This window comes from Alistipes sp. AM16-43 (genome assembly GCF_003435745.1).
Classification (GTDB): domain Bacteria; phylum Bacteroidota; class Bacteroidia; order Bacteroidales; family Rikenellaceae; genus Alistipes; species Alistipes onderdonkii.
On record NZ_QTUQ01000005.1, the window covers coordinates 196,048 to 222,877 of the forward strand.

The 26,830-nt window shown below is 60.7% G+C and carries 26 protein-coding genes; 7 read left to right on the forward strand and 19 right to left on the reverse strand.

Translation table 11 applies throughout. From position 1 onward, the window contains the following. Nucleotides 1-33: 33 nt before the first annotated feature. Nucleotides 34-1,743 (forward strand): ArnT family glycosyltransferase, encoded by a 1,710-nt coding sequence (locus tag DW189_RS10865; protein WP_117508104.1) that lies wholly within the window; start codon nt 34-36, stop codon nt 1,741-1,743. Next, nucleotides 1,740-2,108 (forward strand): GtrA family protein, encoded by a 369-nt coding sequence (locus tag DW189_RS10870; protein ID WP_055211448.1) that lies wholly within the window; start codon nt 1,740-1,742, stop codon nt 2,106-2,108. Before DW189_RS10865 ends, DW189_RS10870 begins: the two co-directional genes overlap by 4 nt. A gap of 91 nt (nt 2,109-2,199) precedes the next feature. On the opposite strand, the gene DW189_RS10875 is transcribed toward DW189_RS10870, so the two are convergent. From DW189_RS10875 to DW189_RS10885, 3 genes are read right to left on the reverse strand one after another with little or no spacing between them, the layout of a single operon-like run. After that, a complete protein-coding gene (locus tag DW189_RS10875) occupies nt 2,200-2,925 on the reverse strand; it encodes a polyprenol monophosphomannose synthase (RefSeq protein WP_117508106.1) in 726 nt (241 codons plus the stop codon). Between the two features lie 21 nt (nt 2,926-2,946). Further along, nucleotides 2,947-3,822, reverse strand: coding sequence for a DNA alkylation repair protein (locus tag DW189_RS10880; RefSeq protein ID WP_232045622.1), 876 nt, complete (start codon nt 3,820-3,822; stop codon nt 2,947-2,949). Nucleotides 3,823-3,877: 55 nt separating this feature from the next. After that, entirely contained in the window at nt 3,878-4,753 is an 876-nt protein-coding gene (locus tag DW189_RS10885; RefSeq protein ID WP_117508221.1) for a hypothetical protein, read from the reverse strand. A gap of 311 nt (nt 4,754-5,064) precedes the next feature. Here DW189_RS10885 and DW189_RS10890 point away from each other — a divergent pair, with 311 nt between their 5' ends. Genes DW189_RS10890 through DW189_RS10900 form a run of 3 tightly spaced genes read left to right on the forward strand, consistent with a single transcriptional unit; the run spans nt 5,065 to nt 9,191 of the window. Then, nucleotides 5,065-5,505: a GNAT family N-acetyltransferase gene (locus DW189_RS10890; protein WP_117508108.1), complete on the forward strand. Its 441-nt coding sequence runs from the start codon at nt 5,065-5,067 to the stop codon at nt 5,503-5,505. Next, on the forward strand, nt 5,502-8,192 hold the full coding sequence (locus DW189_RS10895) for an AsmA-like C-terminal region-containing protein (protein ID WP_117508110.1): 2,691 nt from the start codon (nt 5,502-5,504) through the stop codon (nt 8,190-8,192). The genes DW189_RS10890 and DW189_RS10895 overlap by 4 nt, the downstream gene beginning before the upstream one ends. 3 nt (nt 8,193-8,195) lie before the next feature. Further along, a complete protein-coding gene (locus tag DW189_RS10900; protein WP_117508112.1) occupies nt 8,196-9,191 on the forward strand; it encodes a lysine exporter LysO family protein in 996 nt (331 codons plus the stop codon). A 118-nt stretch (nt 9,192-9,309) separates the two neighbouring features. Here DW189_RS10900 and DW189_RS10905 read toward each other — a convergent pair whose 3' ends face one another. The 8 genes from DW189_RS10905 to DW189_RS10940 are packed head-to-tail and all read right to left on the reverse strand — an operon-like array spanning nt 9,310 to nt 15,136. Beyond that, nucleotides 9,310-9,594, reverse strand: coding sequence for a winged helix-turn-helix domain-containing protein (locus DW189_RS10905; RefSeq protein ID WP_018696559.1), 285 nt, complete (start codon nt 9,592-9,594; stop codon nt 9,310-9,312). After that, a complete protein-coding gene (locus DW189_RS10910; protein ID WP_117508114.1) occupies nt 9,579-10,214 on the reverse strand; it encodes a hypothetical protein in 636 nt (211 codons plus the stop codon). Before DW189_RS10910 ends, DW189_RS10905 begins: the two co-directional genes overlap by 16 nt. Before the next feature lie 8 nt (nt 10,215-10,222). Then, nucleotides 10,223-10,810, reverse strand: coding sequence for a hypothetical protein (locus DW189_RS10915; protein ID WP_117508223.1), 588 nt, complete (start codon nt 10,808-10,810; stop codon nt 10,223-10,225). Nucleotides 10,811-10,843: 33 nt separating this feature from the next. Continuing rightward, complete coding sequence (locus tag DW189_RS10920) at nt 10,844-11,479, reverse strand: hypothetical protein (protein ID WP_117508116.1); 636 nt, start codon at nt 11,477-11,479, stop codon at nt 10,844-10,846. Further along, nucleotides 11,472-12,107 (reverse strand): hypothetical protein, encoded by a 636-nt coding sequence (locus tag DW189_RS10925; RefSeq protein ID WP_117508118.1) that lies wholly within the window; start codon nt 12,105-12,107, stop codon nt 11,472-11,474. Before DW189_RS10925 ends, DW189_RS10920 begins: the two co-directional genes overlap by 8 nt. A 42-nt stretch (nt 12,108-12,149) precedes the next feature. After that, nucleotides 12,150-14,507, reverse strand: a complete 2,358-nt coding sequence (locus DW189_RS10930) for an outer membrane beta-barrel protein (RefSeq protein ID WP_117508120.1) — start codon at nt 14,505-14,507, stop codon at nt 12,150-12,152. 4 nt (nt 14,508-14,511) lie between these two features. After that, complete coding sequence (locus tag DW189_RS10935) at nt 14,512-14,889, reverse strand: DUF2141 domain-containing protein (RefSeq protein ID WP_117508122.1); 378 nt, start codon at nt 14,887-14,889, stop codon at nt 14,512-14,514. Between the two features lie 19 nt (nt 14,890-14,908). Further along, the gene (locus DW189_RS10940) at nt 14,909-15,136 is read right to left on the reverse strand and encodes a 2TM domain-containing protein (RefSeq protein WP_055202442.1); all 228 of its coding nucleotides are present in this window, start codon (nt 15,134-15,136) and stop codon (nt 14,909-14,911) included. Nucleotides 15,137-15,342: 206 nt separating this feature from the next. On the opposite strand from DW189_RS10940, the gene DW189_RS10945 reads away from it, so the two are divergent. Then, entirely contained in the window at nt 15,343-16,752 is a 1,410-nt protein-coding gene (locus DW189_RS10945) for a sialate O-acetylesterase (protein ID WP_117508124.1), read from the forward strand. Nucleotides 16,753-16,800: 48 nt separating this feature from the next. On the opposite strand, the gene DW189_RS10950 is transcribed toward DW189_RS10945, so the two are convergent. Continuing rightward, the gene (locus DW189_RS10950; protein ID WP_117508125.1) at nt 16,801-17,103 is read right to left on the reverse strand and encodes a GNAT family N-acetyltransferase; all 303 of its coding nucleotides are present in this window, start codon (nt 17,101-17,103) and stop codon (nt 16,801-16,803) included. An 80-nt stretch (nt 17,104-17,183) separates the two neighbouring features. On the opposite strand from DW189_RS10950, the gene mutY reads away from it, so the two are divergent. Further along, nucleotides 17,184-18,224: an A/G-specific adenine glycosylase gene (gene mutY / locus DW189_RS10955; protein ID WP_117508127.1), complete on the forward strand. Its 1,041-nt coding sequence runs from the start codon at nt 17,184-17,186 to the stop codon at nt 18,222-18,224. Here mutY and DW189_RS10960 read toward each other — a convergent pair. From DW189_RS10960 to DW189_RS10990, 7 genes are all read right to left on the reverse strand, one after another. Beyond that, nucleotides 18,200-19,213: a calcium/sodium antiporter gene (locus DW189_RS10960; RefSeq protein ID WP_117508129.1), complete on the reverse strand. Its 1,014-nt coding sequence runs from the start codon at nt 19,211-19,213 to the stop codon at nt 18,200-18,202. The genes mutY and DW189_RS10960 overlap by 25 nt on opposite strands. Before the next feature lie 4 nt (nt 19,214-19,217). Beyond that, nucleotides 19,218-20,018 carry a zinc transporter ZupT gene (gene zupT, locus DW189_RS10965; RefSeq protein ID WP_117508131.1) on the reverse strand — a complete coding sequence of 267 codons (801 nt, stop codon included), beginning with the start codon at nt 20,016-20,018 and terminating at the stop codon, nt 19,218-19,220. A 288-nt stretch (nt 20,019-20,306) separates the two neighbouring features. Further along, a complete protein-coding gene (locus DW189_RS10970) occupies nt 20,307-21,173 on the reverse strand; it encodes an HAD-IIA family hydrolase (RefSeq protein ID WP_032136071.1) in 867 nt (288 codons plus the stop codon). A gap of 4 nt (nt 21,174-21,177) precedes the next feature. Next, nucleotides 21,178-22,074, reverse strand: a complete 897-nt coding sequence (locus DW189_RS10975) for a glycerophosphodiester phosphodiesterase family protein (RefSeq protein WP_018695070.1) — start codon at nt 22,072-22,074, stop codon at nt 21,178-21,180. 88 nt (nt 22,075-22,162) lie between these two features. After that, the gene (locus DW189_RS10980; RefSeq protein WP_022332517.1) at nt 22,163-23,338 is read right to left on the reverse strand and encodes an FN3 domain-containing metallophosphoesterase family protein; all 1,176 of its coding nucleotides are present in this window, start codon (nt 23,336-23,338) and stop codon (nt 22,163-22,165) included. 55 nt (nt 23,339-23,393) lie between these two features. Next, nucleotides 23,394-24,983, reverse strand: coding sequence for a calcineurin-like phosphoesterase C-terminal domain-containing protein (locus DW189_RS10985; protein ID WP_117508133.1), 1,590 nt, complete (start codon nt 24,981-24,983; stop codon nt 23,394-23,396). 75 nt (nt 24,984-25,058) lie between these two features. Then, nucleotides 25,059-26,828: a RagB/SusD family nutrient uptake outer membrane protein gene (locus DW189_RS10990; protein ID WP_055211425.1), complete on the reverse strand. Its 1,770-nt coding sequence runs from the start codon at nt 26,826-26,828 to the stop codon at nt 25,059-25,061. Nucleotides 26,829-26,830: the final 2 nt, after the last annotated feature.

The following is a 26,830-nucleotide window of genomic DNA, read 5'->3' on the forward strand; positions in this document are numbered from 1 at the left end:
AAAACGATAAATTTTGCTACCTTTGTCGCTTGTATGAAGGCATCGCTCAAAAAGACTTATGCTTCGCTCGGCGCCGACGGCCTGGTAGCTTTGTGGCTCGGCGTGTGGTGGGTGTGCAACCTCCTGCAGGCCGGGTTTTCCGAACTGGCCAACGACGAAGCGTATTACCATATGTTCGCTGAAAACCTCGCATGGGGATATTTCGACCATCCGCCGATGACCGCCTTGCTGGTCTGGCTCGGCGAGCACCTTTTCGGGGGCGAACTGGGCGTGCGGTTTTTCTTTACGGTGCTGCAACCGCTCTACCTTTATATACTATGGCGGATAATCCGCCCCGCGGATGCCAACCGGCGCGACGCGGCGCTTTTTGTCGTCCTCTCGGCCGCGACGCTGATGTTGCAGCTCTACGGCTTCATCGCCGTGCCCGACGGCCCGCTGATGATGACCACCGCGCTGTTCCTGCAGACATTCAAGTGGTTCTCCGAGAACCGGCGTTGTGCATGGCTCTGGATGGGGGTTGCCATGGCGCTGATGGCTTACAGCAAATACCACGGGGCGCTGGTCGTACTCTTCGCGCTTGCGGCGACCCCCCCCCGTGTGTTCCTGCGTCCGACCCTATATCTCAGCGGCGCGGTAGCGCTGTTGCTGCTCGTGCCGCATTTCGTGTGGCAGTACGAGCACGACTGGGCCTCGCTGGCCTATCATCTGGCGGGGCGTAATTCGGTGTTCCGGCCCAATTATGTCGCCGAATACCTGCTCAACCTGCTGGTGGTCTTCAATCCCTTCTTCGTGCCGTTGTACGTGAAGGCCTGGATCGCCGTGAAGCCGCAGAACGCCGTCGAACGTGCGCTGAAGTTTATCCCCGTGGCGTTCATCGTTTTTTTCCTGCTCTCGACATTCCGCGGTTACGTGCAACCCCAATGGGTGATCGTCGCCGTTTTCGGCCTGATCTATACGCTTTTCACCTATGCCCGCCGGCATTCCTGCACGCGGCGTTACCTGATGTGCGCCGGGCTGGCGACCGTTTTGCTGGTCGGTCTGGTACGTCTCGAAATGATCTTCAATCCGCTGGGCCTGCGTTTCGAGGTCTTCGACAATCCTGCGAGCTACGGCCGGATCGCCGGGATCGCCGACGGCCGCCCCGTCGTTTTCCGCCATGGCTATGCCGTCGCGGCCAAATACGCCTTCTATACCGGGGGCGAGGCCTACTGCCAGCCCAATATCCGCTACCGTACGCACCAGTGGCAGTTCCGCGATGACGATACGCGCTTCGCGGGACACGAGGTGCTGGTCGAAACGCCTTACGACGGGGCGGATACCACGGGCCGCGTCCGGAGCGTCGTGTTGCCCAACGGCAAACGTTTTTCGTGGTTCGTCGACCCGCATTTTCATCCGACGCGCCTGGTGGATATTGCCTTTACGGGGCTGCCCGAACAGGTCGTTGCGGGCGATACGCTGCGTTTGACGCTGCGCATCTCGAACCCCTATCCCTATGCGATCGGGGTCTGCGGGGATCGGTCGCTCGTGATGCTCTGGAAGCACGGCCGCTTCCGCGTCGAGGAATTCGATACGGGGGAGCATTTCAATATCCCGGCCGGGGATACCATCACGCGCGAGGTGCGGTTCGTCGTCCCGGAGCAACTCTCCGGCGCCGGTTTCGATGCCGGTTTCGCCCTGCGCCGCGATGGGTATACGAATTGGTTTAACGGGAAACCTCTCCGCACGGAGGTCGTCGCACCATGATCCAGCAGTTCATCAAATTCTGTGTCGTCGGCGGTTCGGGGGTCTTCGTTGATTTCGGGATCACTTACCTTTGCAAGGAGTGGCTGCGCCTGAACAAGTACCTGGCCAATTCGCTGGGGTTCCTCTGTGCGTCGACCTCGAACTATGTCCTGAACCGCATCTGGACGTTCCATAATGAAAACCCCGACATTGCCGGGCAATACCTCCGTTTCCTCGGTATCGCAGCCGTCGGGCTCGTGATCAACAACCTCACGATCTATCTGCTGCACGAACGCTGGAAGCTGAATTTCTACCTGGCTAAATTATTTGCCATCGGGGTAGTCACCTTCTGGAATTTCTTCATGAACTATTTCTTTACGTTTTGATTTCCGGGGTGCTCGGATTCCGCTGTAAAGTATGTATGCATAAATGCCAGCCTCCCGGGAGGCTGGCGTCCGTATTCCTGCCGGATGGCTGTCACTGCCTTTTCGCGCTTCTGATCGAACGGAACGGGAGTCCCAGCACGCCGAAGAACGCTTCGCGGAAGATGCCGCCGCTCATTTTCGAGGTGCCTTCGCGGCGTTCGACGAAGATGATCGACACCTCCTTGAGTTTGAGTCCCAGCCGCCATGCCGAGTATTTCATCTCGATCTGGAACCCGTATCCCTTCATCTTCACGGCGTCGAGGTCGATCGTCTCCAGCGCGTGGCGCGAGTAGCAGACGAACCCCGCCGTTGCGTCGCGCAGGGGCATGCGGGTCACGATGCGTACGTACATCGAGGCAAAGTAGGACATCAGCAGGCGCGACATCGGCCAGTTCACGACGTTCACACCCTGCACGTAACGCGAACCTACCACTACGTCGTTCCCTTCGGCCGCAGCCTGGTACAGCCGTAGCAGATCGTCGGGATTGTGCGAGAAGTCGCAGTCCATTTCGCAGATGTAGTCGAACCCGTTGTCCAGTCCCCAGCGGAACCCCGTCAGATAGGCCGTGCCCAGCCCCTGCTTGCCGCTGCGTTCCAGCAGGTGCAGCGTCGCGGGGAATTCCTGCTGGCGCTCTTTGACGATTGCTGCGGTGCCGTCGGGCGAACCGTCGTCGATGACGAGCATTTCGAAAGCCTCGGGCAGCGAGAAGACCTTGTCGATCATCGCCGAAATATTCTCTTTCTCGTTGTATGTCGGGATAATTACCAGTTTGCGCATAGGGGCTCGTTTTGGAATTTCTTACACAAAGGTAACATTATTTTGCAAATCTGTGCCGTGCGCCCTGTTTTTCTGCCGTGCGCCCTGTTTTTCTGCCGGGCGCCGTCGCCGGGCTGCCGTTTTACCGTCTGTCGGTTGTTTTGCGGCCTGTCCAGGCCGTTTTTCCGCCTGCCCGGCCGTTTCGGTGCCGGGGCGCGGGTTCACGGCGGCCCGTGAAGTTGCCTGTTTGCGCCGTTTCATGGCGCGGATCGCCTGTTTGTCCGTGTCGCTCACGCGCAACGATTCGACGATTTTTTGCAGCGATTTGTTGAATGTCCAGTCGTCGAGCGAGCAGCTGCCGAGCCACTCGTGTGTCCGCTGCGGGAATTTTACATAGCAGACCGACACCGCCCATGCCACGGCCATACGGGCGTAGTAGGCTTCGTGGCGGACGCCGTCGAGCAGTTGCAGCAGTGCCTCGAGGTGCTCCCCGTCGACGAAATTCCCCAGCCCCGTCACCACGGCGAAACGCACGTCGTATTCGGCTTCGGATCGGAAATAGGGCTGTATGAATTCCCACATCGGCTGCCGTTCGGCCGCCTTCAGGCGCCAGCAGAAACAGTCGCAGACCGCCCAGTTGTCGATTTTGGGCACGAAGCGCGCCACATGCTCCAGCTTCTCGGCCGGCGTGCAGCGGGCGCAGCCGATCACCAGCCCCTGCAACATCCGCTCCTCGAAATAGAAATCCTCGGCTTCGGCCAGGTATGTGCGCCAGTCGCCTGCGGCGATCTGGCGGGCTATTTTGCGCAGTACCGGCAGGCGTATGCCCAGTACGTTTTCCACGCCCGGCATCAGTGCCGCGGTGAATTTCATGTATTTCGGCTCCTGGAGTTCGAGCAGTTGGTCGCGGAGGGTCATCGTTCCCGGAATTTGGAATTTTGCCGCCCCGAATAGGGCGGATTGCCGTGTGTGGTTATTGTTTTTTCGTTACGGTGCGGTAGCAGCCGATGCCGCTCACCTCGGTCGATACCTCGCCGATCAGGGGCGCTTTGGCATTCACCCCTGTCTGCACCATGATGAAGTCGACCTGTGCGAGGTTGGCCGGGGCGCCATCGGCCGTTACGGCGTCGCTGATCCGCAAGCGGTTGGTCATGCCGGTGCGGTCGGAGGTCGAATAGTTGTCGGCGTAACCCCATGCAAAAGGCTCCATCGTCCATTTTTCCCCGGCTTTTCCGATATTGTCCGGCAGCCGTGTCCCTTCGAATGTGAATCGCTCCCCGAGCCATTCGGGGTAGTAGGCCTGCGTATGTTCTTTCACACGGTCGATCGTGCCGCTGCCGCCCGCGTTGTCACTCCAGGCTACCGGGGCGTCCGCCTCCGCGGGGCGGGTATAGGTGATCTTGTAGCCGCGGATCGTTTCGGCGTTGTCGTATTCGCTGCCCCGCAGTTCGTACCACGTATCGTTGGGCGCTCCGTCCCCGTTGGCGTCCTGCGACACCCACACGATGCCCGGTTCGGACGACGTGTCGAACTGGTTGCCTTTGACGTAGAGGTCGTATCCGCCCGTGTTGGGCACGGGTTCCGCGAAGGCCGCCACGATGCGGCCTCCCCAGCCGCCGAGCGAAACCCAGTTGTTCGAGGCGAGGCGGTCGGCGGCATAGCGCAGGGCGTCTGCCTCCGATGCCACATGGTCGAACCCGGCCATCGTGCCGTTGATGAACTGGCCCGGTGCCGGGGTGTATTCGAGGATCGTGGCGACGGGCTCCTGGATCTGCGTGGTCGTGGTCTCTTCGCCGGAATTGCAGGCGGCGAAAAGAAGCGCCGCGAGCGGGAATGCATATTTATTCATGTTTTCCATAATTTTTACGGTTTCGGCCGGGATTCGGCCCGGGTATTCCCCGGGCTTGCCGGCGCCCGGGCTCCTGCCCCCCCCCTTCCCGGGCGTTTTCTCCGCGCCGGAGGGGGGCCGTCCGCAACTGCACCGGTCGCCCGGCGTACGATCCGCCGCAGGGTGGCACGGGGCCGCGTCGGGGTGTCGGTTTGCCTGCCTGTCCCGAACGGGACAAAAATACTCTTTTTTCGGCATATGGCAGCCGGGATACGGGCAAAAAGCCGGGGTTTCGAAAAAAAGATTAACTTTGTGAAAAATATCCGGGAAGTATGGCGGTCGAAATAGAGTGTGTGACAGAGGTATCCGATGAACTCGCCGAGGCGTTCGCAAGGCTCATGCCTCAGCTTTCGCCCCGGCTGGGGGCACTCTCCCGCGAGGCTATGGAACGTGTTGTGTGCAGCGATGGCGCGGCGCTGTTCGCCGCCCGGCTGGATGGCCGGATCGCCGGGGTGCTGACGCTGGTGTGGTACGACGTACCCTCGGGCCGGAAGGCATGGGTCGAGGATGTGGTGGTCGATGCCGCAGCCCGCGGCTGCGGTGCCGGTGAGGCGCTGGTGAAGGCTGCCACGGAGCATGCCGCCCGCATCGGTGCTGCGAAGGTGATGCTCACCTCGAACCCTGCGCGCGAAGCTGCCCGGGGCCTTTACCGTAAAATCGGATTCGAAGAGGCGGGGACTACGGTTTTCGTCTTTAAAACAGATAGGAAATGAAAAAAATCGTGAAGATTGTGGCCATTGTCGTGGCCGTTGTTCTGGTGGCGGCTTTTGTCGCCCCGATGTTGCTGAGGGGGAAGATCGCCCAGATCGTGAAGCGCGAAGCCAATGAGATGCTCGACGCACGGGTCGATTTCGAAAAACTCGACATCAGCCTGCTGCGCCATTTCCCGCGCGCGTCGCTCGACCTGAAAGGGCTGACCGTCGTGGGTGCGGGGCCGTTCGAAGGCGATACGATCGTTGCCGCGAACCGCATATCGGTCGTCGTGAACCCGATGTCGCTGTTCGGCGACGACGGGTTCGAAGTGACGAAGGTCATCCTCGCCGAGCCTGCGCTGCACGCGCATAAACTCGCCGACGGCAAGGTCAACTGGGACATCGTGAAGGCTTCGGGGGAGGAACCCGCCGCCGGGGAAGTGTCTTCGGAGGAAGGTTCTTCGTCGTTCAGCCTCTCGATTCGCGATTTCAGGATCAGCGACGCGACGATCCGCTATGAAGACGATTCGACGGGCATGCGTTTTTCGACGGCACCCCTCTCCCTTCGCCTGCGGGGCGACATGTCGGCCGACCAGACCGACCTCGACCTGCGGCTTACGGCCGGTGCCGTGCGGCTGGTTTCGGGCGGAATTCCGCTGCTGAGCGACGCCGAGGCGGAGCTCGACGCCGTGATCGCGGCCGACCTGAAGAACAACCGTTTTACCTTCTCCCGGAACCGTCTGCGCCTCAATGCGATCGAGCTTACGCTCGACGGCTGGGCCGAAATGAAGGACGATGCCGTGGCTATGGATATTACGGCCGGATGCGACAAGGTGCAGTTCAAGGACGTGCTTTCGCTTGTCCCGGCATTCTATACCCGCGATTTCCGCAACCTGTCCGCCTCCGGCGAACTTTCGATGGCGCTGTGGGCCCGTGGCGAGATGCGCGGGGCGGCGCTCCCGGCCTTCGAACTCAAGACCGAGGTGCGCAACGGCAGTTTCCAGTATTCGTCTTTGCCCAAGGCGGTCGACGGAATCAATATCGCCGCACGGATAGCCAACCCCGGCGGCGTCATGGACAAGACCGAGGTAGACCTTTCGAAATTCACGCTCCGCATGGCGGGAAACACGCTTTCGGCATCGCTCTATGCGACGAACCTCGCCAGCGATCCGGTATTCCGCGCTGCGGCCGACGGACGGGTAGACCTGGGGGCGGTGAAAGAGGTTTACCCGCTCGGTGAGGATGTAGCCCTGAGCGGACTGATTAGCGCCGACGTGAAGGTTTCGGGGCGCATGTCCGATGTCGAGAAGGCCCGTTACGGGCAGATCGGCGCCTCGGGGACGTTCGTCGTCGAGAAACTCGGCCTCTCCATGCCCGGCCTGCCCGCGGTGCATATCCGCCGTGCCGCGGCTACGATCACCCCGGCGTCGATGACGCTGGGCGAGTTCGGCGTGACCGTGGGTAAGAGCGACCTTGCGGCCAACGGCCAGCTTACGGGGTATATCGGCTACCTGCTGCGGGGCGACAAGCTCTCCGGGCGCCTTTACGTGAAATCCGACCTGCTCGACCTGAACGAGATCATGAACGCCATGCCGGCCGACGAAGAAACCGCCGGCGGGGAAGCTGCTGCCCAGGCGCCCGCCGAGTCCCCTGCTCCCGCGCAGGCGCTCGAAGTCCCGCGCAACCTCGACCTTTCGCTCAATACCGAGTTGCAGAAGGTGTTGTTCCAGAAGATGACCATCGGCGGCATCACCGGCGAAATGCGCATGGCGGACGGAACTTTGTCGCTCAGCCGCCTGCGTATGCAGCTCTTCGGAGGTACGGCTACCGCATCGGGCAGCTATTCGACGGCCTTCGATCCGCAGCGGCCGGCGCTGAAACTCTCGTTGGGGCTTTCGGGGGCATCGTTCTCCAAGACCTTCGACGAGTTGGAGATGGTGCAGAAACTCGTCCCGGTCTTTGCCAAGACGGGCGGCGACTATTCGCTCTCGCTCGATATGTCCGCGACGCTCGATGCGCAGATGTCGCCCGACCTGCAGTCGGTCAACGCCACGGGCGAGATCAAGTCGGCCAATATCCGCATCCAGAACATTGAGGCGTTCGATGCACTGGCCAAGGCGCTCAACAACGACAACCTGCGTAAGATCGAGGCCAAGGACGTGGCTATCCGCTTCGCCATCCGCGACGGACGTATCGCTACGGAGCCTTTCGACCTGAAGATGGGCGACATCAGGATCAACATGTCGGGTTCGACGGGGCTCGACCAGACTATCGACTATACGGCCAGAGTAGCCCTCCCGGCCGGTTCGACGGGCGGTATCCTGCAATCGGTCAACGTCGGTATCGGCGGCACGTTCACCTCGCCCAAGATCACGCTCGGTGTGAAGGAGGCTGCCGAGCAGGCCGTGAAGAACGTCGTCGACCAGCAGATCCAGAAGCTCACGGGCAGCGAGTCGCTCGGCGAGGAGATCCGCAAACAGGCCGACAACCTCCGGGCCGAGGCCAGGAAGGCGGGTGAGAAACTCGTCGAGGCCGCCCAGGCGCAACGGACGAAGCTTATCGACGGTGCGAAGGAGAAAGGTGCGCTGGCCAAGCTGGCTGCCGAGAAGGCCGGGGACAAACTGGTCGAGGAAGCCCGCAAACAGGCCGACAAACTTGCGGCCGAGGCCGATAAACAGATCGAAAAACTCACGGCGAAGCAGGAATAAACGATGCTTGTCATTTTTGCCGTCATCATCGGAGGAATCATTACGGGGCGCCTGCTGTCGAGCTGGCGCCTCGTATTCGTCTCCCGTATGATCACCGTGATTATATGGCTCCTGCTGTTCCTGCTGGGACTGGAGGTCGGTTCCGACCCTACCGTCGTGGGCGGTATGGCGACCCTCGGACGCACGGCCTTTGTCATCTTCGCATGCTCGGTCGCGGGCAGCATCTGTATGTCGTGGCTGTTGTGGCGCTGCGTCCGGCGCCGGGACGCTGTGCCCGACGGAGGCGGTGCGGAATCGCCGGGACTGCCTGCCGCGGCTGCGGATTTCCCGCGAGGGGCGGCAGGCGGCCAGGCCGCAGCTGGCGGGGACACCCGACCCCTTTCCGTATGGGACGCCTTGCGGGGGAGCCTCGTGATCGTCGCCTTTTTCGTCGCAGGGTGTCTGGCGGGGTTGTTCTCCGCCTTGCCGTTCGACGTGGCGGGGTCGCGCCTCAGCACCTATGTGCTCTATGCCCTGATGTTTTGCGTGGGGATCACCCTCGGCAGCGATACGGCCCTTGCGGGGCGTGTGCGGCGGCTCGATCCGCGGCTGGCGCTGCTGCCCGTGATGACGGCCGTCGGTACGCTGGCCGGCGCTGCCTTGTCGACACTGCTCTTGCCGCCGCTTACGGCCGGGGACACGATGGCCGTCGGCGCTGGGTTCGGCTACTACTCGCTTTCGAGTATCTTCATCGCCGATTTCCGGGGCGCGGAGCTGGGAACGGTGGCATTGCTCTGCAATGTCATGCGCGAGCTGTTCACACTGTTGGCCGCACCCCTTGTCGCCCGGTGGTTCGGGCCGCTGGCCGCCGTCTCGATCGGCGGAGCCACGACTTTCGATACCACCCTGCCGATCATCACGCAGTCCGCAGGGAAACCCTATGCCGTGGTGTCGATCTTCCACGGCTGCGTGCTCGATTTCAGCGTCCCGTTCCTGGTGACGTTCTTCTGCACGATGTAAATTCGGATACGGATGCCCTTCCGGAGCGCTTTTGCCGCTGTCACGGCAAAAAGTCCCCGCCACAGCGGGCATAGATGGACGGCTACGACCCCGGCGGTACTCCGTGGGCGTTTGGGGGTTATCTTTTTATGTAGGTCTGCAACGCCGCGACGTATTCGGCGAAGGCATCGCGCCCGGTGTCCGTGATGCGACAGACCGTGCAGGGCATCTTCCCGCGGAAGGTCTTTTCGATTTCGATATAATCCGCCTTCGCCAGCTTGTCCAGTTGTACCGAAAGGTTGCCCGCCGTGGCCCCTGTCTGCTGCCGGATAAAGACGAAGTCGGCGCTCTCGACCCCGATGAGGATCGACATCACGGCCAGTCTCAGTTCCGAATGCAACAGGGGATTCAGTTCTTTGAACATTGCTTGCGGGTTATGTGGCGGAGGATAAAACCGGGTAGCAGTACGAGCAATATGCCATGGGCGGAGAGTTCGAGCATCCACGTTCCGCCCTGGGCGTCGAACGGCATGCGGAACGTATAGTTGAACGCCATGGTGAGCTCGAAGACCGAGAGCATGAGCAGCGCCGCGAACGACCCCGATTGCTGGGAACCTTTGCCCCGGTAGAATTCGGCGGTGATGGCCAGTGCCGTGCCGAGCAGCAGTTGCATGACGCCTACGGGGTTTATCGTGTTTCCGGGGATGGTTACGGCATAGACGATCGCGGCGGCCGAGATCATCGCCGGCATGCCCCATATCAGGATCAGCAGGTCGTCGAACCCCGTGCGGACGAGGGCCTTCCGCCGCGAATTGCGAACCGTCCAAATATAGCCGCAGACCAGCGGAACCAGCCAGCTCCACAGCACGCGCACGTCGCCTGTCCAGCGGTAAAGCCCGTATTCGGCCAGTGCCGTGAGGCTGAGCAGCGCTCCCCAGCAGATGAACAATTCGCCCCGTACGTAATTCATGCGGCGCATATTGCGGTCGAAGACGCGGGCGATGATGTCCAGCGCTTCCGTTTCGGATATTTTCTGCCTGTCCATTGTGTTATTTATATCGTATGGTTCGACTTGTAGTTGAGGATATGCCCCGGGATAATCATCATCACGACGAATCCGGCGGCGAAGAGGGCCGGCATCCAGTAACCGCTCACGATGAGCGAAACGGGAGCGAGGACGATAGCCGCCGTACCGCCGGCGGTGGCCGGGCGGAACCGGATGATCAGCCCCGTGATCGTGGTTCCCATGCCCATCGTCAGCAGGATGATGAACAGGATCGGCAGCCGTATCTGGCTGAAAAGCGAGAGCATGCTGACGAACCACGCCGTGAGGCCCATTACCAGCCATACGTTGTTGATGACGCGGTCGACGAACGTGCTGACTTTGCCTTCGGTATGCTTGTCGCGTGTCAGCCACATCAGCAATGCGCCCAGTACGGGGAGCAGCATCCACAGGATGTTCCATTTCGGATCCTGGAAATAATACACCGCACCCATGACCAGGAGCGTCGTGAAGACGGTCACGTAACCCCAGACCAGGAACGGCCGTCCCGAGTTGCGCAGCATACGGTTGCGGGTGTTGTCGATCATGCGGCTGATGAGCGCGATGCTCTCGGCGGCATTCAGTTGCTTGTCTTCCATAGCGATGTGTTTTTGCGTCCGTTTCATGTCGTTTCAGTGGGCGCCGGGTGTTTTGCCGCCACCCTTGCCGGCACGGTACTGCCCGGAATGTTTATAACGGTAATGGAGCAGGTGCCCCGGGATGATCAGCATCAGGACGAATCCCGCCGTGAATAATACGAGGTGCCAGTGGTCGGTAACCGCGAGCGAAACCGATCCCAGCACGATCCCCGCCGTGCCTCCGGCGATGCCGGGCGTGAACCGCAGAATCAGGCTGGTGATGGCGATTCCCATGCCGATCATCAGCAGGATGGTGAACGTTACCGGAATCCGGATGATGAGCAGCACCGCCAGCGAGCCGACCAGCAGGGCGGCGAACCCGATGACCTTCCAGATTATGTCTATCACCTGGTCGACGTAAGTGCGGGAGCAGGATCCGGTCGTTTCGGATCCGAGCAGGCGGGTTATGAGGTAGCCGGCTACCGGCAGCATGAACCAAAGGTAGTTCCAGTGTGTGTTGTCGAAATAGCTTGCCAGCCCCCAGACGGCGAGTGTCGTGGCGACCGTAACATAACCCCATGTCAGCAGGTGGAGCCCGGCGCTGCCGGCCATGCGGTTGCGTGTATTTTCGATCATGCGGCCGATGAGTGCCAGACTCTCGGCGGCGTTCAGTTTCTTATCTTCAGTCATGCGCGTCGTTTGATTTCGCCACTTTGTCCGCATCGCACCTTACCTGCCTTCTGAGCGCGTAGCCGGCACCCGTGAGCCCGATGAGAACCGCTGCGGCGAATTGCAGCAGGTTGTAGTCGGGGTCGGCATTGAGCCAAGAGTCCCGGGTAATACCGAAGCCGATCGGTATTACGGCGCATGATGCGTAATACATGTACTTGTTGCGGATTACCTGCCCCGAGATGAAGAGTCCGGCGCCGATCAGCAGCAGCGCAGGGAAGAGCGGGTCGACCGCCCACGGGTCGTACCCGCAAATCAGGATCGCCGACAGGACGACCAGTGAGGCTATGCAGCTCCATATCTGTTCCAGCAGCCGGTCGGTGTAGCTTTTGACCTGCGGGGCGCGGAACCTGTTATGCCACCAAGTCACGGCGCCCCCTGTTGCCGCGGCTGGCAGCCACAACCATAGCCAGGTGCGGCAGTCGGTGGTTTTCAGCAGGACGAAGATCACGATGGCGGTCGCGGCCAGCAGGTATCCCCACAGGAGGAACAGGTTGCTGCTGCCGAATGAGAGCCGTTGGCGGGTGCCGCGGATCATCTGCTGGATGAGTTCGATGCGCTGGTCTGCGTCGAGGTTTTTTTCTTCCATGGCGGATGGTGGGTTACTGGGGATAAAGTTACGAATTATTTTTTATTGTTCCGTGCTTTTCACGAGGCGCTTGCGCTGGGTTTCCGCCGCGCTTTCGACGGTGCGGGCGCGGAATTTGTTGCCGGTGCGGAAATTCCAGGCCGCGCCGACTTTCCACAAGCGCCCCGACCAGGCTTGCCGTGTGTCGATCGTGCGCCGCATGCCGTCGGTCAGGGAGGCGAACTCCCAGTCGCAGCCGGTGATGTTCGACAGGGTGCAGAAAAGCGTCAGGCGTTTGCCGAAGAGCTGTTTTTTGACGGTCGCCTGGAGCGTGTGGCGCGGCCCGACCTCGCTGTTGCCCGAGTAGAGGCGGCTTTGGGCACGGTAGGCGGCTTCGGCGAAGAACCCGGCCGGCAGCGTGAACGAGCAGGTGGCGTCGGCGAACATCAGGTAGTGCGTGGCCGGGCTGTCGGTGCTGTTGAGCCGGATGCGCTGCATCACCCCGACGGCATTGACCGAGAGGTTCCACCAGCGGGTGATTTTCGCCGGGACGCTCGCCGCCACGAACCAGTGGTTCTCCGTGTAATGGTTTTCGGGACGGATATACACGGCGTCCGGGTCGGTTGCGTCCCTGTGTGCGATTTCGCGAATCAGGTCGTGGTGCAGGTTGCCGCCCACGGTGAGCGTGTAACGGTATTTCCATACGGCCGTGAGCGAAAAACGGTGTATGTAGGTCGGCCGCAGCGAGGGGTTGCCCGACTGCCAGCTGTAATCCGATATGCGGATCCGTGCGGGGTTCAGCGCCGGGAATGCCGGGCGTTCGATGTTGCGGCTCCACTGCGCCACGAGCAGCCATGTGCGCAGGGCGTTGAGCGCGCGGCTGACCGAAACGTTTGGGAACAACCCGAAATAGGAGCGGCCGAAGGCCTGCGATGCGACGGAGGTGTATTCACCGCGCAGCCCGGCCGAAAGCTCCCACCGCCCGGCGCTGTACTCCAGCGAGGCATAGGCCGCGCCGATCTGCTCGGTGTAGTGCTGGTCGTAGCCGTATTCGGGCAGTGTCTGCCATGTGCCCTGCGTCTGTGCCGCGTAGCGGCTTTCGTCCGCCATGCCGTTGCGGGTGTAGCGCAGCCCCGCGCGCAGTGTCAGGCCGTGCGGCAGTTTGCGCGTCAGCCCGGCGTCGGCCGTCAGGATGTCGTACACGGAGCCCGTGGAGGATTCGTAGAGCGAGTCGCGTACGGTTCCGGGTGCGGAGGTCGTCGTGCGATAGCTGTTGTCGCCGTCGGAGGTGTAACGCGTATAGTCGGCGATCAGTTTGAACTGCGAACCCAGCGTGTCGATCTTCCAGATGTAATTGGCGGTCGCCGTCAGGGTATTCCCGCCCATGTGCTGGCGGTAGCGGCTGTCGCTCTGAGTTTGTCCGAGTGTGGTGCGCGACAGTGTCGGCATGTCGGTACTGCGCTCTGTGTATTCGACGTCGAAGCCTGCGGTGTGCTTCGGCGTCGGGTCGAAAACCGCGGAGAAACGTCCGCGCCCGTAGTTTGTACGGCTCTTCGAATCGCTCCTGCCGGCGAAGGGCAGCCGTTGCCTGGCCTGTTTGCGGGTCTCCGTGAAGCGGCTTTCGGCAACCGGAGTGAAGCTTCCCGACCCCGAGGCGGTGAGTGTCCAGCGCCCCGTGCGGATGCCGATGCGCCCCGTGGGGGTATAGCCTGCTATCCGGTTGCTTTGCACCGTGGAGAATTGCAGGTTGCCGTCCATGCCGCCCTCGCGTCTGCGCCGCAGTGTGATGAGGATCACGCCGCCCCGGCTGTCGGCGGCGAACTCGGCGCCCGCCAGCGGTACCACTTCGATGCGGGCGATGTCGGCTGCGGTCAGGCTGCGCAGGTAGGTGACGGTTTCCTCCGCCGAACCTTTCAGCTCGCGGCCGTCCACGTAGACTTTCGTACCGCCGGCGCCGTTGATCGAGATGCCGTCCTCACCCAGCCATACGCCCGGCGCCCGTGCCAGCAGTTCGGTGCCGTCCTGTCCCGCGAGTGCGGGCGTATTCCCGATGCTGACCACGAACCTGTCGGCCTGCCGCGTCACCGTCTCGGCGGTCACCGTCACCTCGCTGATTCCGAGAGGTGCAAAGGGTAAATCACCGAGGTCGGTATCCGCTGCGGCGACGCATACTTCCTGTTCGAAGGGATGGTAGGCGACGTGGCGCAGTACGAGCGTGTAATGGCCCGTATCTGCCGTGAGCACGAAGCTCCCTGCGTCGTCGGTCGTCGTACCCGCTGCCTGGCGTCCGTCGCGCAGCAGGACTGCCGTGGCGTAGCCGACCGGGCTCTCGCCCTCCAGGACGCGCCCCCGGAGGGTATGTTGAGCTGCGGCCGGGATCGTCGCGGCGAGCAGCAGTGCGGTGAGCAGCGGGCGGTACATGCGCCTATTCGTTTTCGGTGGCAGGATAGTAGAGCTTCAGCGTAGCCGTGTTGTGCTCGGCGGGCAGCTTGCATTTTCGGGTGGCGTAGCCTTCGGCAGGGCCGCGCTCCCCCATCTTCATTTTGTAATCGCCGTCTTCGTCGTGGAAAAGCGAAAGCTCGGCCGCATCGGCTTCGATGCCTTCGAGCGTCACGACGACTTTGCCGGCCCTTGCGGCTGCCATGCCGTAGACGGGCTGTTCCTGCCCGGCGACCTTGGCCATGACGAGGATGTTGCCCTTGTCGTTGCGAATGTCCGATACGGAGACTTCGAGCGTTTTGGCCGAGACGGCCGTGGAGGCCAGCATGAAGCTGGCGGCCAGTAGCAGGTGTAAGGTTTTCATAACCGGGATTTTTATGGGTTTAACGGTAATCTTTGTCCTCGTCGCAGCCGGTCAGGTACCAGACCAGCGAGAGGATCAGGTTCAGCCCCCAGCCGGCCATGACCCATACCACCCACCAGTAGTGGGGCGAGGTGTACCAGTTGACGAAGGTGAGGAACGCGCATACCGCGACGTAGGTGGTGATGCGGCGGGCGAACCAGCGGCCGAAAAGGCGGCGTTTGTCGGTGGTGTTTTCCAGAAGTTCCATAGGTTTGCGGTGTGAAATGACTCTCTTGGCTTATAAATCTGTTGTAAATATAAAGTAATTTATAAAACAAACCAAATTTCCGGACGGGAATTTTCGAAAAAATTCGATACCTATATTAACAGCCGAGTAGTTTTTATGCGCGCGGGGTATTCCCGGTTGCCGGAAAAAATGTAAATTTGCGGGAAATAAATTGATACCGCACCGATATGAAGAAACTCATTTTGTCCCTTATTTGCCTTGCCGCCGCATGGGGTGCCGCGGCCAAGGTCGAACTGCCCGAGATCATCGGCAGCGACATGGTGCTCCAGCAAAATGCCCAATGCCGCCTCTGGGGCTGGGCCGATCCCCGGGCCACGGTGCGGATCGAAACCTCGTGGGGTGCCGAATGCACCGTGCGAAGCGATGCCGACGGCCGTTGGTCTGCGCGGGTGAACACCCCGGCCGGCAGTTATGAGCCGCAGCAGGTGACGATCGTAAGCGGCGATAGGGTCGTGCTCGACAACGTACTGATCGGCGAAGTCTGGTTCGCCGGCGGGCAGAGCAATATGGAGATGCCGCTCCGCGGGTTCAATAACTGTCCCATCGCCGGGGCCAACGAGATCATAGCCCGTGCGGGGAGTATGCGCGACAGGCTCCGCTACGTGAAAATACCCCTCACGGCGGCCTATACGCCCCAGGATCGGGTTCCGGGGAAATGGAGGCCATGTACGGTGGAGACCGCGCCCGATTTCACCGCCACGGGTTATTTCTTTGCCGAACTGCTCAGCGACGTGCTGGACATGCCTGTCGGCATTGTCGACTGCACGTGGGGCGGGACGCGTGTCGAGGGTTGGACGAACCGCGAGATACTGGAAACCTATCCCGATATCGACCTGACGGAAAAAGGCATCGAGGCTATGACCGACTGGCTGCGCCCGATGGTGATGTACAATGCCATGTTGCACCCGGTTGCGGGGTATACCGTCCGTGGCTTCCTGTGGTATCAGGGTGAATCGAACGTAAACCAGTATAAGGACTATGCCGTCCGCCTTTCCAACATGGTAGGGCTGTGGCGTTCGCTCTGGAAGCAGGGCGATATCCCGTTCTATTACGTCGAGGTCGCCCCGTTCGCCTATGGCAACGGCTGCGGCGCCTATCTGCGCGAAGCGCAGTGGAAGGCGCAGGAACTCATCCCCAACAGCGGCGTGATTTGCACGAACGACCTGGTGGAACCCTACGAGGCAACCAATATCCACCCCAAGAATAAACGGGAGGTAGGGCACCGGCTGGCCTACATGGCACTCAACAAGACCTACGGTTTTTCAGACATCGCCTGCGAAAGCCCGCGGTTCAGGTCGATCGGGATCCGCGACGGAAAGGCTTACGTTGCCTTGTCCCATACCGAAGAGGGGTTCAGCCGTATGGAGGATATCCGCGGGTTCGAGGTGTGCGGCCCCGACCGGGTATTCCATCCGGCCGATGTGGAGGTCGACAGGCGGGAGCTGTTGCTGGTCGTCTCGTCGAAGGAGGTTGCCAGTCCGGTTGCCGTACGGTACGGGTTCCGCGACTTTATGCCCGGCAACCTGGCCAACATCCGGGGGCTGCCGGTCGTGCCGTTCCGCACGGACGATTTTTGAATGCCGTGATACCGTAACAGGAAACCCGCCGGGAGGCGGGTTTCCTGTTTATTTGGCCGGCATTTCTTTCAGTACCACGTCCACCCATTCGGGATGGCGGCGGATATATTGGGCGATGAAGGGGCACTGGGGGATCATTTGTAGTTTCTTGGCGCGCAGATCCTCCAGTACGTCGTGCACCAGCTCGGCGCCGATGCCCTGCCCTTCGTATTTTTCAGGGACTTCGGTGTGTGTCAGGATAATGAATCCCTGGGTTTTGATGTATTCGATGATGGCGATGTCGTCGCCCAGGTCGAATTCATAGCGCTTTTCGTCGGCATTGTCGACCAGCGTGTGTTTTTTTCTTTCCATAACCTTGCGTTTTAGATAGTGGCTTTACCTCTTCAAATATAGTTCCTAATCGGGAAAAATGTTATTTTTGCATCCGAAAGATGGAGCCTGTTTCCGACATACTGCTATCCTGGTTCGCCCGCGAAGGCCGTGACTTGCCCTGGCGTCGCACGCGTGACCCTTACCGGATATGGCTTTCGGAGGTTATCCTGCAACAGACGCGCGTGGCGCAGGGATTGGAGTACTACCTGCGCTTTACGGAGCGGTTCCCCGACATCGCCGCACTGGCAGCCGCGCCCGAGGACGAGGTGCTCAAACTGTGGCAGGGGTTGGGCTATTACAGCCGTGCCCGCAACCTCCATGCTGCCGCGAGGCAGGTCATGTCTCGGTTCGGCGGGGTGTTCCCTGCCACGTACGGGGAGGTGCGCGCGCTGCCCGGCGTGGGCGACTATACTGCGGCGGCCGTCTGCTCGATCGTTTACGACGCCCCGTGTGCGGTGCTCGACGGGAATGTATACCGGGTGCTGGCACGGCTTTTCGATATCGGCATCCCGATAGATACGACGGCCGGGAAGAGGACGTTCGCCGAGTTGGCACAGTCGCAGCTGGATACTTCCCGCCCGGGACTTTACAACCAGGCGATCATGGATTTCGGAGCCCTTCAATGTACCCCCGCGCAGCCCCGGTGCGGGGATTGCCCCCTGGCTGGGCGGTGCCTCGCCCTGGCTGCCGGCACGGTGGACGTGCGTCCCGTAAAACAGGGGCGTGCGAAGGTGCGCGACCGCTGGTTCAACTACCTGCACGTGACATGCGGCGGGCAGACGCTGCTGCATCGTCGCGGCGGAGGCGATATCTGGCAGGGGTTGTATGAATTTCCGCTTATCGAAACCGACAAGGCCGTGGATTTCGCGGAGCTGGCTGCAACGGCGGCGTTCGGGGAGCTGCTCGGCAACGGCAGGTGGCACCTGCTTCGCAGCGTCACGATGCCCGGGCACCGGCTTTCGCACCAGCTTTTGCATGCGGTTTTCCACCGCATCGAATGCGATGCCATGCCCGCTTTCCCGTCCGTGGAAACCGCCGCGCTTGGCGGCTATGCCCTGCCTCGGCTGGTCGACCGCTACCTGATCAAATACCAGATATAAGCGATGTAAATCGCCAGGAAGATAGCGCCTTCCCACCGGTCGAGCTTTTTGCTGCGGAACGTGAAGGCTGCCATGAACAGCAGCAGCGAACTGAGCACGACCACGAGGATGTCCGTCAGCGTGATCCCGCCCATCGTCAGAGGGTGGATCGTGGCGCTGATGCCCAGGATCAGCAGGATGTTGGCGATGTTCGATCCGATGACGTTGCCGAGCGCCATTTCGGCCTTGCCTTTGAGCAGCGATACCACCGACGAAGCCAGTTCCGGCAGCGACGTGCCGCCCGCCACGAGCGTGATGGCGATGACCGATTCGCTGATTCCGAGCGTGCGGGCGATCGCCGTAGCGCTTTTCAGGAACATCTCGCCGCCGAAGATCAGTCCCGCGAGCCCTCCTGCGATCATCACCCCCGCCAGCCACAACGCCATCGGTTTTTTTGTGCCTTCGGCGTGTTGCGCCCCGTTTTTCAGGGCAGCTCCGGATACGGGAACGGTCATCCCGGTTGCCGCACCGGGCATGCTGCGTTGGCGTTTGGTCGTGCGGATCATGTACCACATCAGCCCGATGTAGAGCGCGAGCATGACGATGCCGTCCGGGCGGCCGATCCTGTCCGTTGCCCCGGCGCATACCAGGCGGTCGGAAGTGACCGCCAGCAGCACGAGCGACGCGGCCATGCCGAACGGGATATCGCGCCGGATGTTCTCCTTCGTAAGCACGAGCGGCCGGATCAGCGCGCAGATTCCCAGGATTACGAAGACGTTGAAAATGTTCGAGCCGACGACGTTGCCGATCGCCACGTCGCTGTTGCCCGCCGCAGCCGAGAGCACCGAGACCACCAGTTCGGGCATCGAGGTGCCGACGGCGACGATCGTCAGGCCGATGATGAATTCCGGGACGCGGAAACGCTGGGCTACCGCCGCAGAGCCGTCCGTCAGGAAATTTGCGCCGCCGAGGATCAGCCCCAGGCCGACGAGTAGTAACAGGATGTCCATTGTTTTATCCGAGTATGATAAGACTTACGGCCATGAGTGCCATGCCGGCCACCACGCCGTAGATCGAGATGTGCGCTTCGCCGTATTCGCGGGCCGCAGGCAGCAGTTCGTCGATCGAAATGAATACCATGATTCCCGCCACGCCCGCGAGGATGCAGCCCATCAGTGTCGGCGTCATGAAGGGCATCAGCACCAGGTAGGCCAGCACCGCCCCGACAGGTTCCGCGAGCCCCGACAACAACGAGAGTTTGAAGGCTTTTTTGCGGTCGCCCGTGGCGTAGTAAACCGGGATCGAGACGGCAATGCCTTCGGGGATGTTGTGGATGGCGATCGCCGCGGCGATGGCAACGCCCAGAGCCATGTTGTCCACGGCCGAGGTAAACGTGGCGATACCTTCCGGAAAATTGTGTATGCCGATTGCCAGTGCGGTCATTACGCCCATGCGCATGAGTTTCGGGTTGCGGGGCTGCTTGTCCATCTCCTCGACCATGTGTGCCTCGTGGGGGTTTTCGAACGAGGGGACGAGCCGGTCGATGATGCCGATGAGCAGTATCCCGGCGAAGAAGCTGGCGACGGTGACGATGATCCCCGTCTGTGCGCCCCATTCGTCCGAGAGGGTGGCGTGCGCCTGCTGGAACAGCTCGACGAACGATACGTAGATCATCACGCCGCCCGACAGGCCCAGCGAGAACGACAGCAGCCGCTTGTTGGTGCGGCGGGCAAAGAAAGCGATGGCGCTGCCGATGCCGGTGGCCAGTCCGGCGCCCAGCGTCAGCAGCAAGGGTATGAGGATATTGTGTTCCATAGGGTTTACCGTTCGTTTATCTGGCTCTATCGCCGCGATGATGGTGCAAACGGGCGGCAAGGGAGCTTGCTCTCAAATGCCCGGGTGCAACTTATCTTCTGCAAAGATAGTGCTTTTCCGGTGAACACCGTAAAAAACCGGGCCCTTGCGAGCCCGGTTTTTCTGATAGGAGTATAACCTCCGCCTATTCGGAGTGCTGTTTCCGACAGGCATTTGTGCGCCCAAGCGCTGATATGCCGATGTGGCGGTGCGGTGCTGCCGGTCTGCCGGACGGCATGCTGCGTCCGGTTATTTGCCGTGTGCTTCGCGGATCAGCGCGCCCAGCACTTCGATGCTGTCGGCCGTGATGTGCGGCTGCGGGTCGGCCTTGTCCGCCACGTCGAGCGTCGTTTCGCCCGAGAGCACCAGCACGCCCATGGCCTTGGCATTGTGCGCCATCGCCACGTCGGTGTAGATGCGGTCGCCGACCATCGCGATCTGGTCGGGTTGCAGGCCGTGGCGCGAGAGTATGCCCGAGAGCATGTTGGGATCGGGTTTGCCGAGCGTGATGTCGGGCCGCCGTCCCGTGGCATGTTCGATGCAAGCGCAAATGGAACCGCAGTCGACCAGTATCGTCGGCTGGTCGGTGGGGCATACCCGGTCGGGGTTGGTGGCGATGTAGGGCACGCCCTGCGACACCCACCATGCGGCGCGGCACAGGCGGTCATACTGCAGCGTCATGTCGAACGCCGCGACCACCACGTCCGGCACGTCGTCCGCCGAATCTGCGGCCGATTCGAAACCTGCGGCCTCGAATTCCGAGATCATGCTCGGCGTGCCGAGCAGGAAAAGCCGTTTGGCCGCAGGGTAATGCTCCCTGATGTAGTCGATCGTCGCCAGTGCGGTGGTGTACATCTCGTCGCGTGTCGCCCGTATGCCCAGCACGTCGAGTTTGTGCAGGTAGTCGGCGATCGACTTCGACGGGTTGTTGGTCAGGAACGAATAGCCGATGCCCATCTCCTTGAGCCCCGCGAGGAACGGCTTGGTGTAGGGAAAGAGCGACATGCCCATGTAGATCGTGCCGTCCATGTCGAGCGCCACGTGCCGGATGCGGCGCAGGTGTTCCATCAGTTCGTCGTGCGTGTAGACCGAGCGATATTTTTCGAATGCAGCCATTTGTTTACTTGCGGTTGAGATTAAGGTTCTGGAATAAGTAGGGGTAGTCGGTTTCGATGACGTCGCAACCCGTCGGGATTTCGAGTTCATAGCCCTGTATCTTCTGCGCGTCGGTGGCCCTGCGGTCGTGCGTCGGGGCGAGCGAGATCATGCACATCACGCCGTTGCGGTGCAGGTTGTCGTAAAGCTCCTGCTGGTCGGGCAGCATCATCGTGCCGACGTAGGCCATCACCTGCGACCAGGGAATCCGCTCCCCGACGTATTCGTTGAACTCCTTCATGTTCTTGCACCAGCACGAGAACATCGCCTGCGGGTCGCGGTCGAGATACGTGCGCGCCTGTTTGGCGTTGCGCACGGTATACATCACGTTGGCCGGTGCCAGGCGGTTGATGAATTGCGACATCACTTCGAGCGGGACGTCCTTGATGTCGAGGTTGAGGATCGTCTTGCCCTGGCTCCATGCGATGCACTCCTCGAGGGTGGGGATCTTGTAGGTCGTGACGTTGCCTTCGCGATCCTTGAGGAAGAACTGCTGCAACTCCGCGTAGGTGTAGTCCGAAACCTTGCCCGTGCCGGTCGTGGTACGGTCGATCGTGGCGTCGTGCATCAGCACGATCACGCTGTCTTTGGTCATGCGCGGGTCGATCTCGAAGAACGAGGGCATCATCGTGAGCGTCTTCTCGAACGACTCGATGCAGTTTTCGGGGAATCCCGTCACCATGCCGCCGCGGTGGCCGCTGATGACGACCGGCCGCTCGGGCGAATAGCGGAACCACTCGTGCAGCTGTGTGCGGTCTTTGATGTCGATGTAGTAGGGCCCTTCGGCCTTTTGCCCGCCCGGGGCGCATCCGAGCAGCAGGGCGGCGGTGGCGAAGGCGGTCAGTAGTCTGGATGTTTTCATAGTGTGTTTTATTGGTTCTCTGCGGTTTGTTCCAAGAGCAAAGGCGCCCGGAAGCGCCTTTGTCCCTGTTCTGTTTCCTTTCAGGCGGTTACTTGTCGATCCGGTGGCGTTTGATGACCTCGCCGCCCGTGTTCACGACGTCGATGTCGATTCCCCTGCGGTCGGCCTTCACCACGAGCTTGTCCCGGTTCGAATTTACGAGGATCGGGAAGTTCGTGCCCCGGCTCCCGTCGTCTATCCACTGGTAGCGGTGGTAGTGCCCGCATAGCATGATGTCGACCGAAGCTTCGTTGAGGATCGGTACGAACAATCTGCGGATCTCCTGTTCGCCGTGCCAGCTGCTTTTCCCGCCCGGGATCATGTGCAGCACGACGATGTGCAGGGGTGCCGCGCGGTATTCCTCGCTTTCGACCACGCCCTTCAGCCAGCGGGCTTCCTGTTCGCGGTAGGCGTCGGTGGTCGACAACCCGTAATAGCGGATGTCGCTGTCGGGTTTGTCCTCGCCGCAGTCCAGCACGACGAAATAGGCCGGCCCCTGCCGGAACGTGTAGTATACCTCGCCCGTGGAGGTCGGGAAGTAGTCGAGGAAACTCGGGGAGAAAGAGCCGCGGTTCTCGTGGTTGCCGCGCGTGGCGAAGATCGGGATTCCCGCGGGCGTCAGCAATTCGGCGGCCGAATTGAGATACCCCTCGAAAAGCTGCTTCTCCGACTCCATCGAAGTGAGCATGTCGCCGTTGAAGCAGACGAAATCGGGTTTGGCCTTTTCGGCACCTTCCAGCAGCAACCGGAAGATCGAATCCTGGGCGTGAATGTCGTTCACAACCCAGAATTCGGTTTGATCCTTCTTTTCGTCGAGCGTAGTGGCCGTATAGGGCTTGTGTTTGAGGATGTCGCTCCCGTAACCTTCGCCCAGGACTACCCGCTTGTTGCCTTCGTCGCAGAGCACGCCCTGCTGCATGATGCGGTAACGGTAGGTCGTCCCCGGAGCCAGCCCCTCCACGCGTACGCGGTGCAGGCGGCCTATGCGGCGTTTGCCGATGTGCGAATCGTAATATTTCGGCCGCTCGGCGGCGTAGAAATGCGATCCGTCGTCAGGAGCGACTTCGACCCACGATGCGGCATTGATGGTCGTCGTCCACACGACGGTGAAACCGTCGTCGGTGACCTGTTGCAGGTAGGGCCCGTGGGCAATGCGTACCGAGGGCTGTCCGATGGCAATGCCCCAGGCCGATAGGGCGACGAGTATCGAGATCAGTCGTTTCATTTTGTTTTTGCTTTTGAATCGCAATTCACAAAGTTACGAATTTTTCCGTAATAACCTACTCGCCGACCGGGAAATCCTCGGCAAGGCCCGTGGTGAATTTCGTTTGCGTGAAGGTCGTGCCGAACCGATCTGTGGCACGCACTTCGACCGACGCTGTCGGTGACTGAAGCGTGTAGTAGTACAGGTGGCGGACGTTGCGCTGGTAGTAGCTCGTGGGTTTCTTATTGCTGTCCAGTTCGGCCTTGCCTACTACGCCGATGTGGTAACCCAGTGCCCAGGCATCCCAGGACTTGTCCTTTTCATTGCCTGTGTAGTCGAAATGCGTCATTTCCCCTGTTTTTATGCCATTCTCGTATACTTCGATTTTCCAGTCCTTGTCGGCGTTCCAGACATTGGCTACGATCTGGTCGTCGCCCTTGTAATAGAACTGGTAATTTTTCGAGTAATCACGCATGAAGATGTCGTTGGCGCGGTAGAGCCGTATCTGCTGCTGGGCATCGAGCCCCGTGCCCTTGTATACCCAGTCGGTAATCGTGGCGCCCTTGATGTTGTAGATGGCGTATCCGTTGGGCGTGCCGTCGACGTTGATCGTGGAGTTCCACCATGCGCCGCAGGCCGCGCCATGCACGTGTTCGTAGTGGCTGTCGTAGACGTTGTTCTCGGCGTAGTGCGTGTGCCCCGACATGACGTGCACCTCGGCGAACGGCTTGAGCAGTTCGAATACCGCTTGTACGTTCTGGTTGCCGCTGGCGCGCATGGGGATGTGTACGCAGAGGATCACCATTTTGTCTTTCGAAACATAACTCAGATCCTGTCGGAGCCATTCGACCTGGTCGTCGCGGAATCCGAGCGAATAATCCTTGTGGCTCGGGAAAATGATGTTGTCCATGGCGACGATGTGCACGTTGCCGCGGTCGAACGAATAGTTTACGGGGCCGAAGATGTATTCGAAATTCCGCTGTGCGGCGATGTCGTGTGCGACGGTGTAGTTATCCTTGCTGACGGCGATCACCTTGTTATCGTGGTTGCCCATCACCTGGAAGAGCGGCAGCCCGACCTTGTCCATCTGCATGGCCTTTTTCATCAGCGGGAATACGTCGTTCGTGTAGTCCGTATTCTCGGTGTTCCACCCTATGTCGCCCAGCGTGATGCCGTACGAGGGCAGCGCCGAGGCTGCGACCTGTGCGGCGATGTCGGGCACCGTCTCGTTGTTGAAACGTGCGATGTTGGTCGTGTTCTGGCACTGGGGGTCGGCCACGCAGAAGAGGTTGAACTCGTTTTCGGCACCTCCGGCCAGCGGGGTCAGCGTGAAGTCGTAGCGCTTGCGCCCTTCGGTCAGTTTCTGCCAGAAGCAGGGCAGCCCTTCGGACACGGGTACCTCGTATGCCGCGGGGATCGAAAGGTACACATGATAGGAGAATTCCCCGGCCGTAAGCTGGTATACGCCGTTCTCGTCGGTGGCTGTGCAGGTGTATCCGTCGCTTACGACGATTCCCTGAAGTCGGTTCCCCTGGTTGTCGGTCACCACGCCGTAGATGTCGGTCAGCGGATCTATGGGGGTCTTTACCGGGCGGTCGTCGTCATTCGAACACCCGGAAAAGATCAGGGCAGTGAGCGCGGCGATGATAAATATGTATCGTTTCATTGTATGCTGAATTAAGGTTTGTGTCGGGATGCGCGCCCCGGGAAAATTTAGCTCCGGGGCACGTTTCCTCCCTGTTTATCTCCAGTAATAGTTTTGTCCCAGGTCGGGGTTGATGTTCAGTGCCGTCTTGGGGATGGGGCGCAGGTAGCGCTTTTCCTCGAAGTTGCGGCCCACGGTATAGAGCAGGCGTCCGGTCGTGCCGTTCTCCAGCGAGTATTTGCTGTTGTCGAGTATGATGTACGTTACACCGGGTTCGTTGCCGGCTTCGCCCGAAGTCACGCAGACGTCGTTGATGCCGTCGCCGTTGAGGTCGTAGGAAGTGTCCATGGCCGGGATGTAGATGCCGTACCACTGCTTGTTCAGCAGTTCGCCCGCATGCCAGCGCATCAGGTCGTCGTAACGGAACCCTTCCAGCAGCAACTCGATGGCACGCTCGCGGCGGATTTCGAGCAGGTCGCTGTCGCTCAGCCCGTAGTACTGTTGCAGATAGGGGTCTGCCGATGTCGGGCGCTTGCCGTCGACGCCTGCGCGCTCACGCAGCGGCTTGATGGTCTTGTTCCAGATGTCGTCGCTGAATTCGCCCAGTTCGGCCTTCGCCTCGGCGTAGTTGAGCAGCACCTCGGCGTAACGCATGATGGGCAGCGAGTTGTAGGAAACCGATGCCGACTCGTATGCCTTGTCGTCGATGTTGAACTTGATGACCTGGTAGCCGGTCAGCGTCACCGTGAAATCGGGGGGTGTTGCGGTCGAGATGCCGCCCACCAGCTTCGTGTAGCCCGGTGTGATGATGCTCTGCGAGAGCCGGTAGTCGCGGTTTTCGACTTCGGTCGTGAACTCCTCGCCGGTGGCCGTGTGGCGCGAGCCGTCCAGGTTGAGGTAGGTCTTCACGAAATCCTGGTCGAGCGACCAGCGCTGTCCGTAGCTGCCCGACGTGTAACGCCACGTAAGGTCGTGGAACGTGGTCATGCCGACGCTCATCTGGCGAGCCCAGATCACTTCGGTCGTGTTGACGGCCTCCTGTGTGAAGAGCTCCCGGTACTGGGTCTTGACCTTGGCAGGGTTGTTCACGATGCTGTATACGCCGGCTGCCATCAGTTCCTCGCAGGCCTCGGCGCATTCGCGCAGGAATTTCGCCGAAGCCTGCTTGTCTTCCCATGCCTTGCCCGTCGACGGGTCTACCGAATGGTATTTGCGGTAGGTACCTTCGAACAGGCACACGCGGGCCTTGTAAGCCAGGGCGATGTACCGGTTGATGCGGGCGCAGTTGATCCAGTCCGACGACGTGTAGCAGTGCTCGCAGGCGAAGTTCAGGTCTTCGAGCACGCGCTCCATGACGTATTCACGGCTGTCGCGCGGTTTGTAGAGCGCCACCATGTCTTCGGGGTCGATCGGTTCGTCGTACCAGGGTACGGCACCGAAGGTCTTGACCTTCTCGAAATACTGCCATGCGCGCCAGAAACGGGCTGTGCCTTCGTAGTGGTTGTAGGTAGCTTCGGAGAGCCCCTTCGCCTCGCGCATGTGCACCAGGAAATAGTTGATGTTGTAGATCGGCGTCCAGTTACTGATCGACCAGCCGCTCTGCAGGTCGGGTGTCCACGAAGCGTTGGTCAGGAACGTGAACGACTTTTCGGTAGCCATGATGTCCGAGTATCCGTCGCCGTAACCCAGGTCTGCTGCGCTGGGGGTGTATTTCTGGATGAACCCGTTGATATAGGTCAGCAGAGAGCCTTCGTCCGTGAAATAATCCCCGGATCCGACCTTGGCGTCGGGATCCCTGTTAAGGAAATCCTCGCAGGACGTGAGCAGGAAACAGGCCGAAAGTAAAATATATGTTATCTTTTTCATTG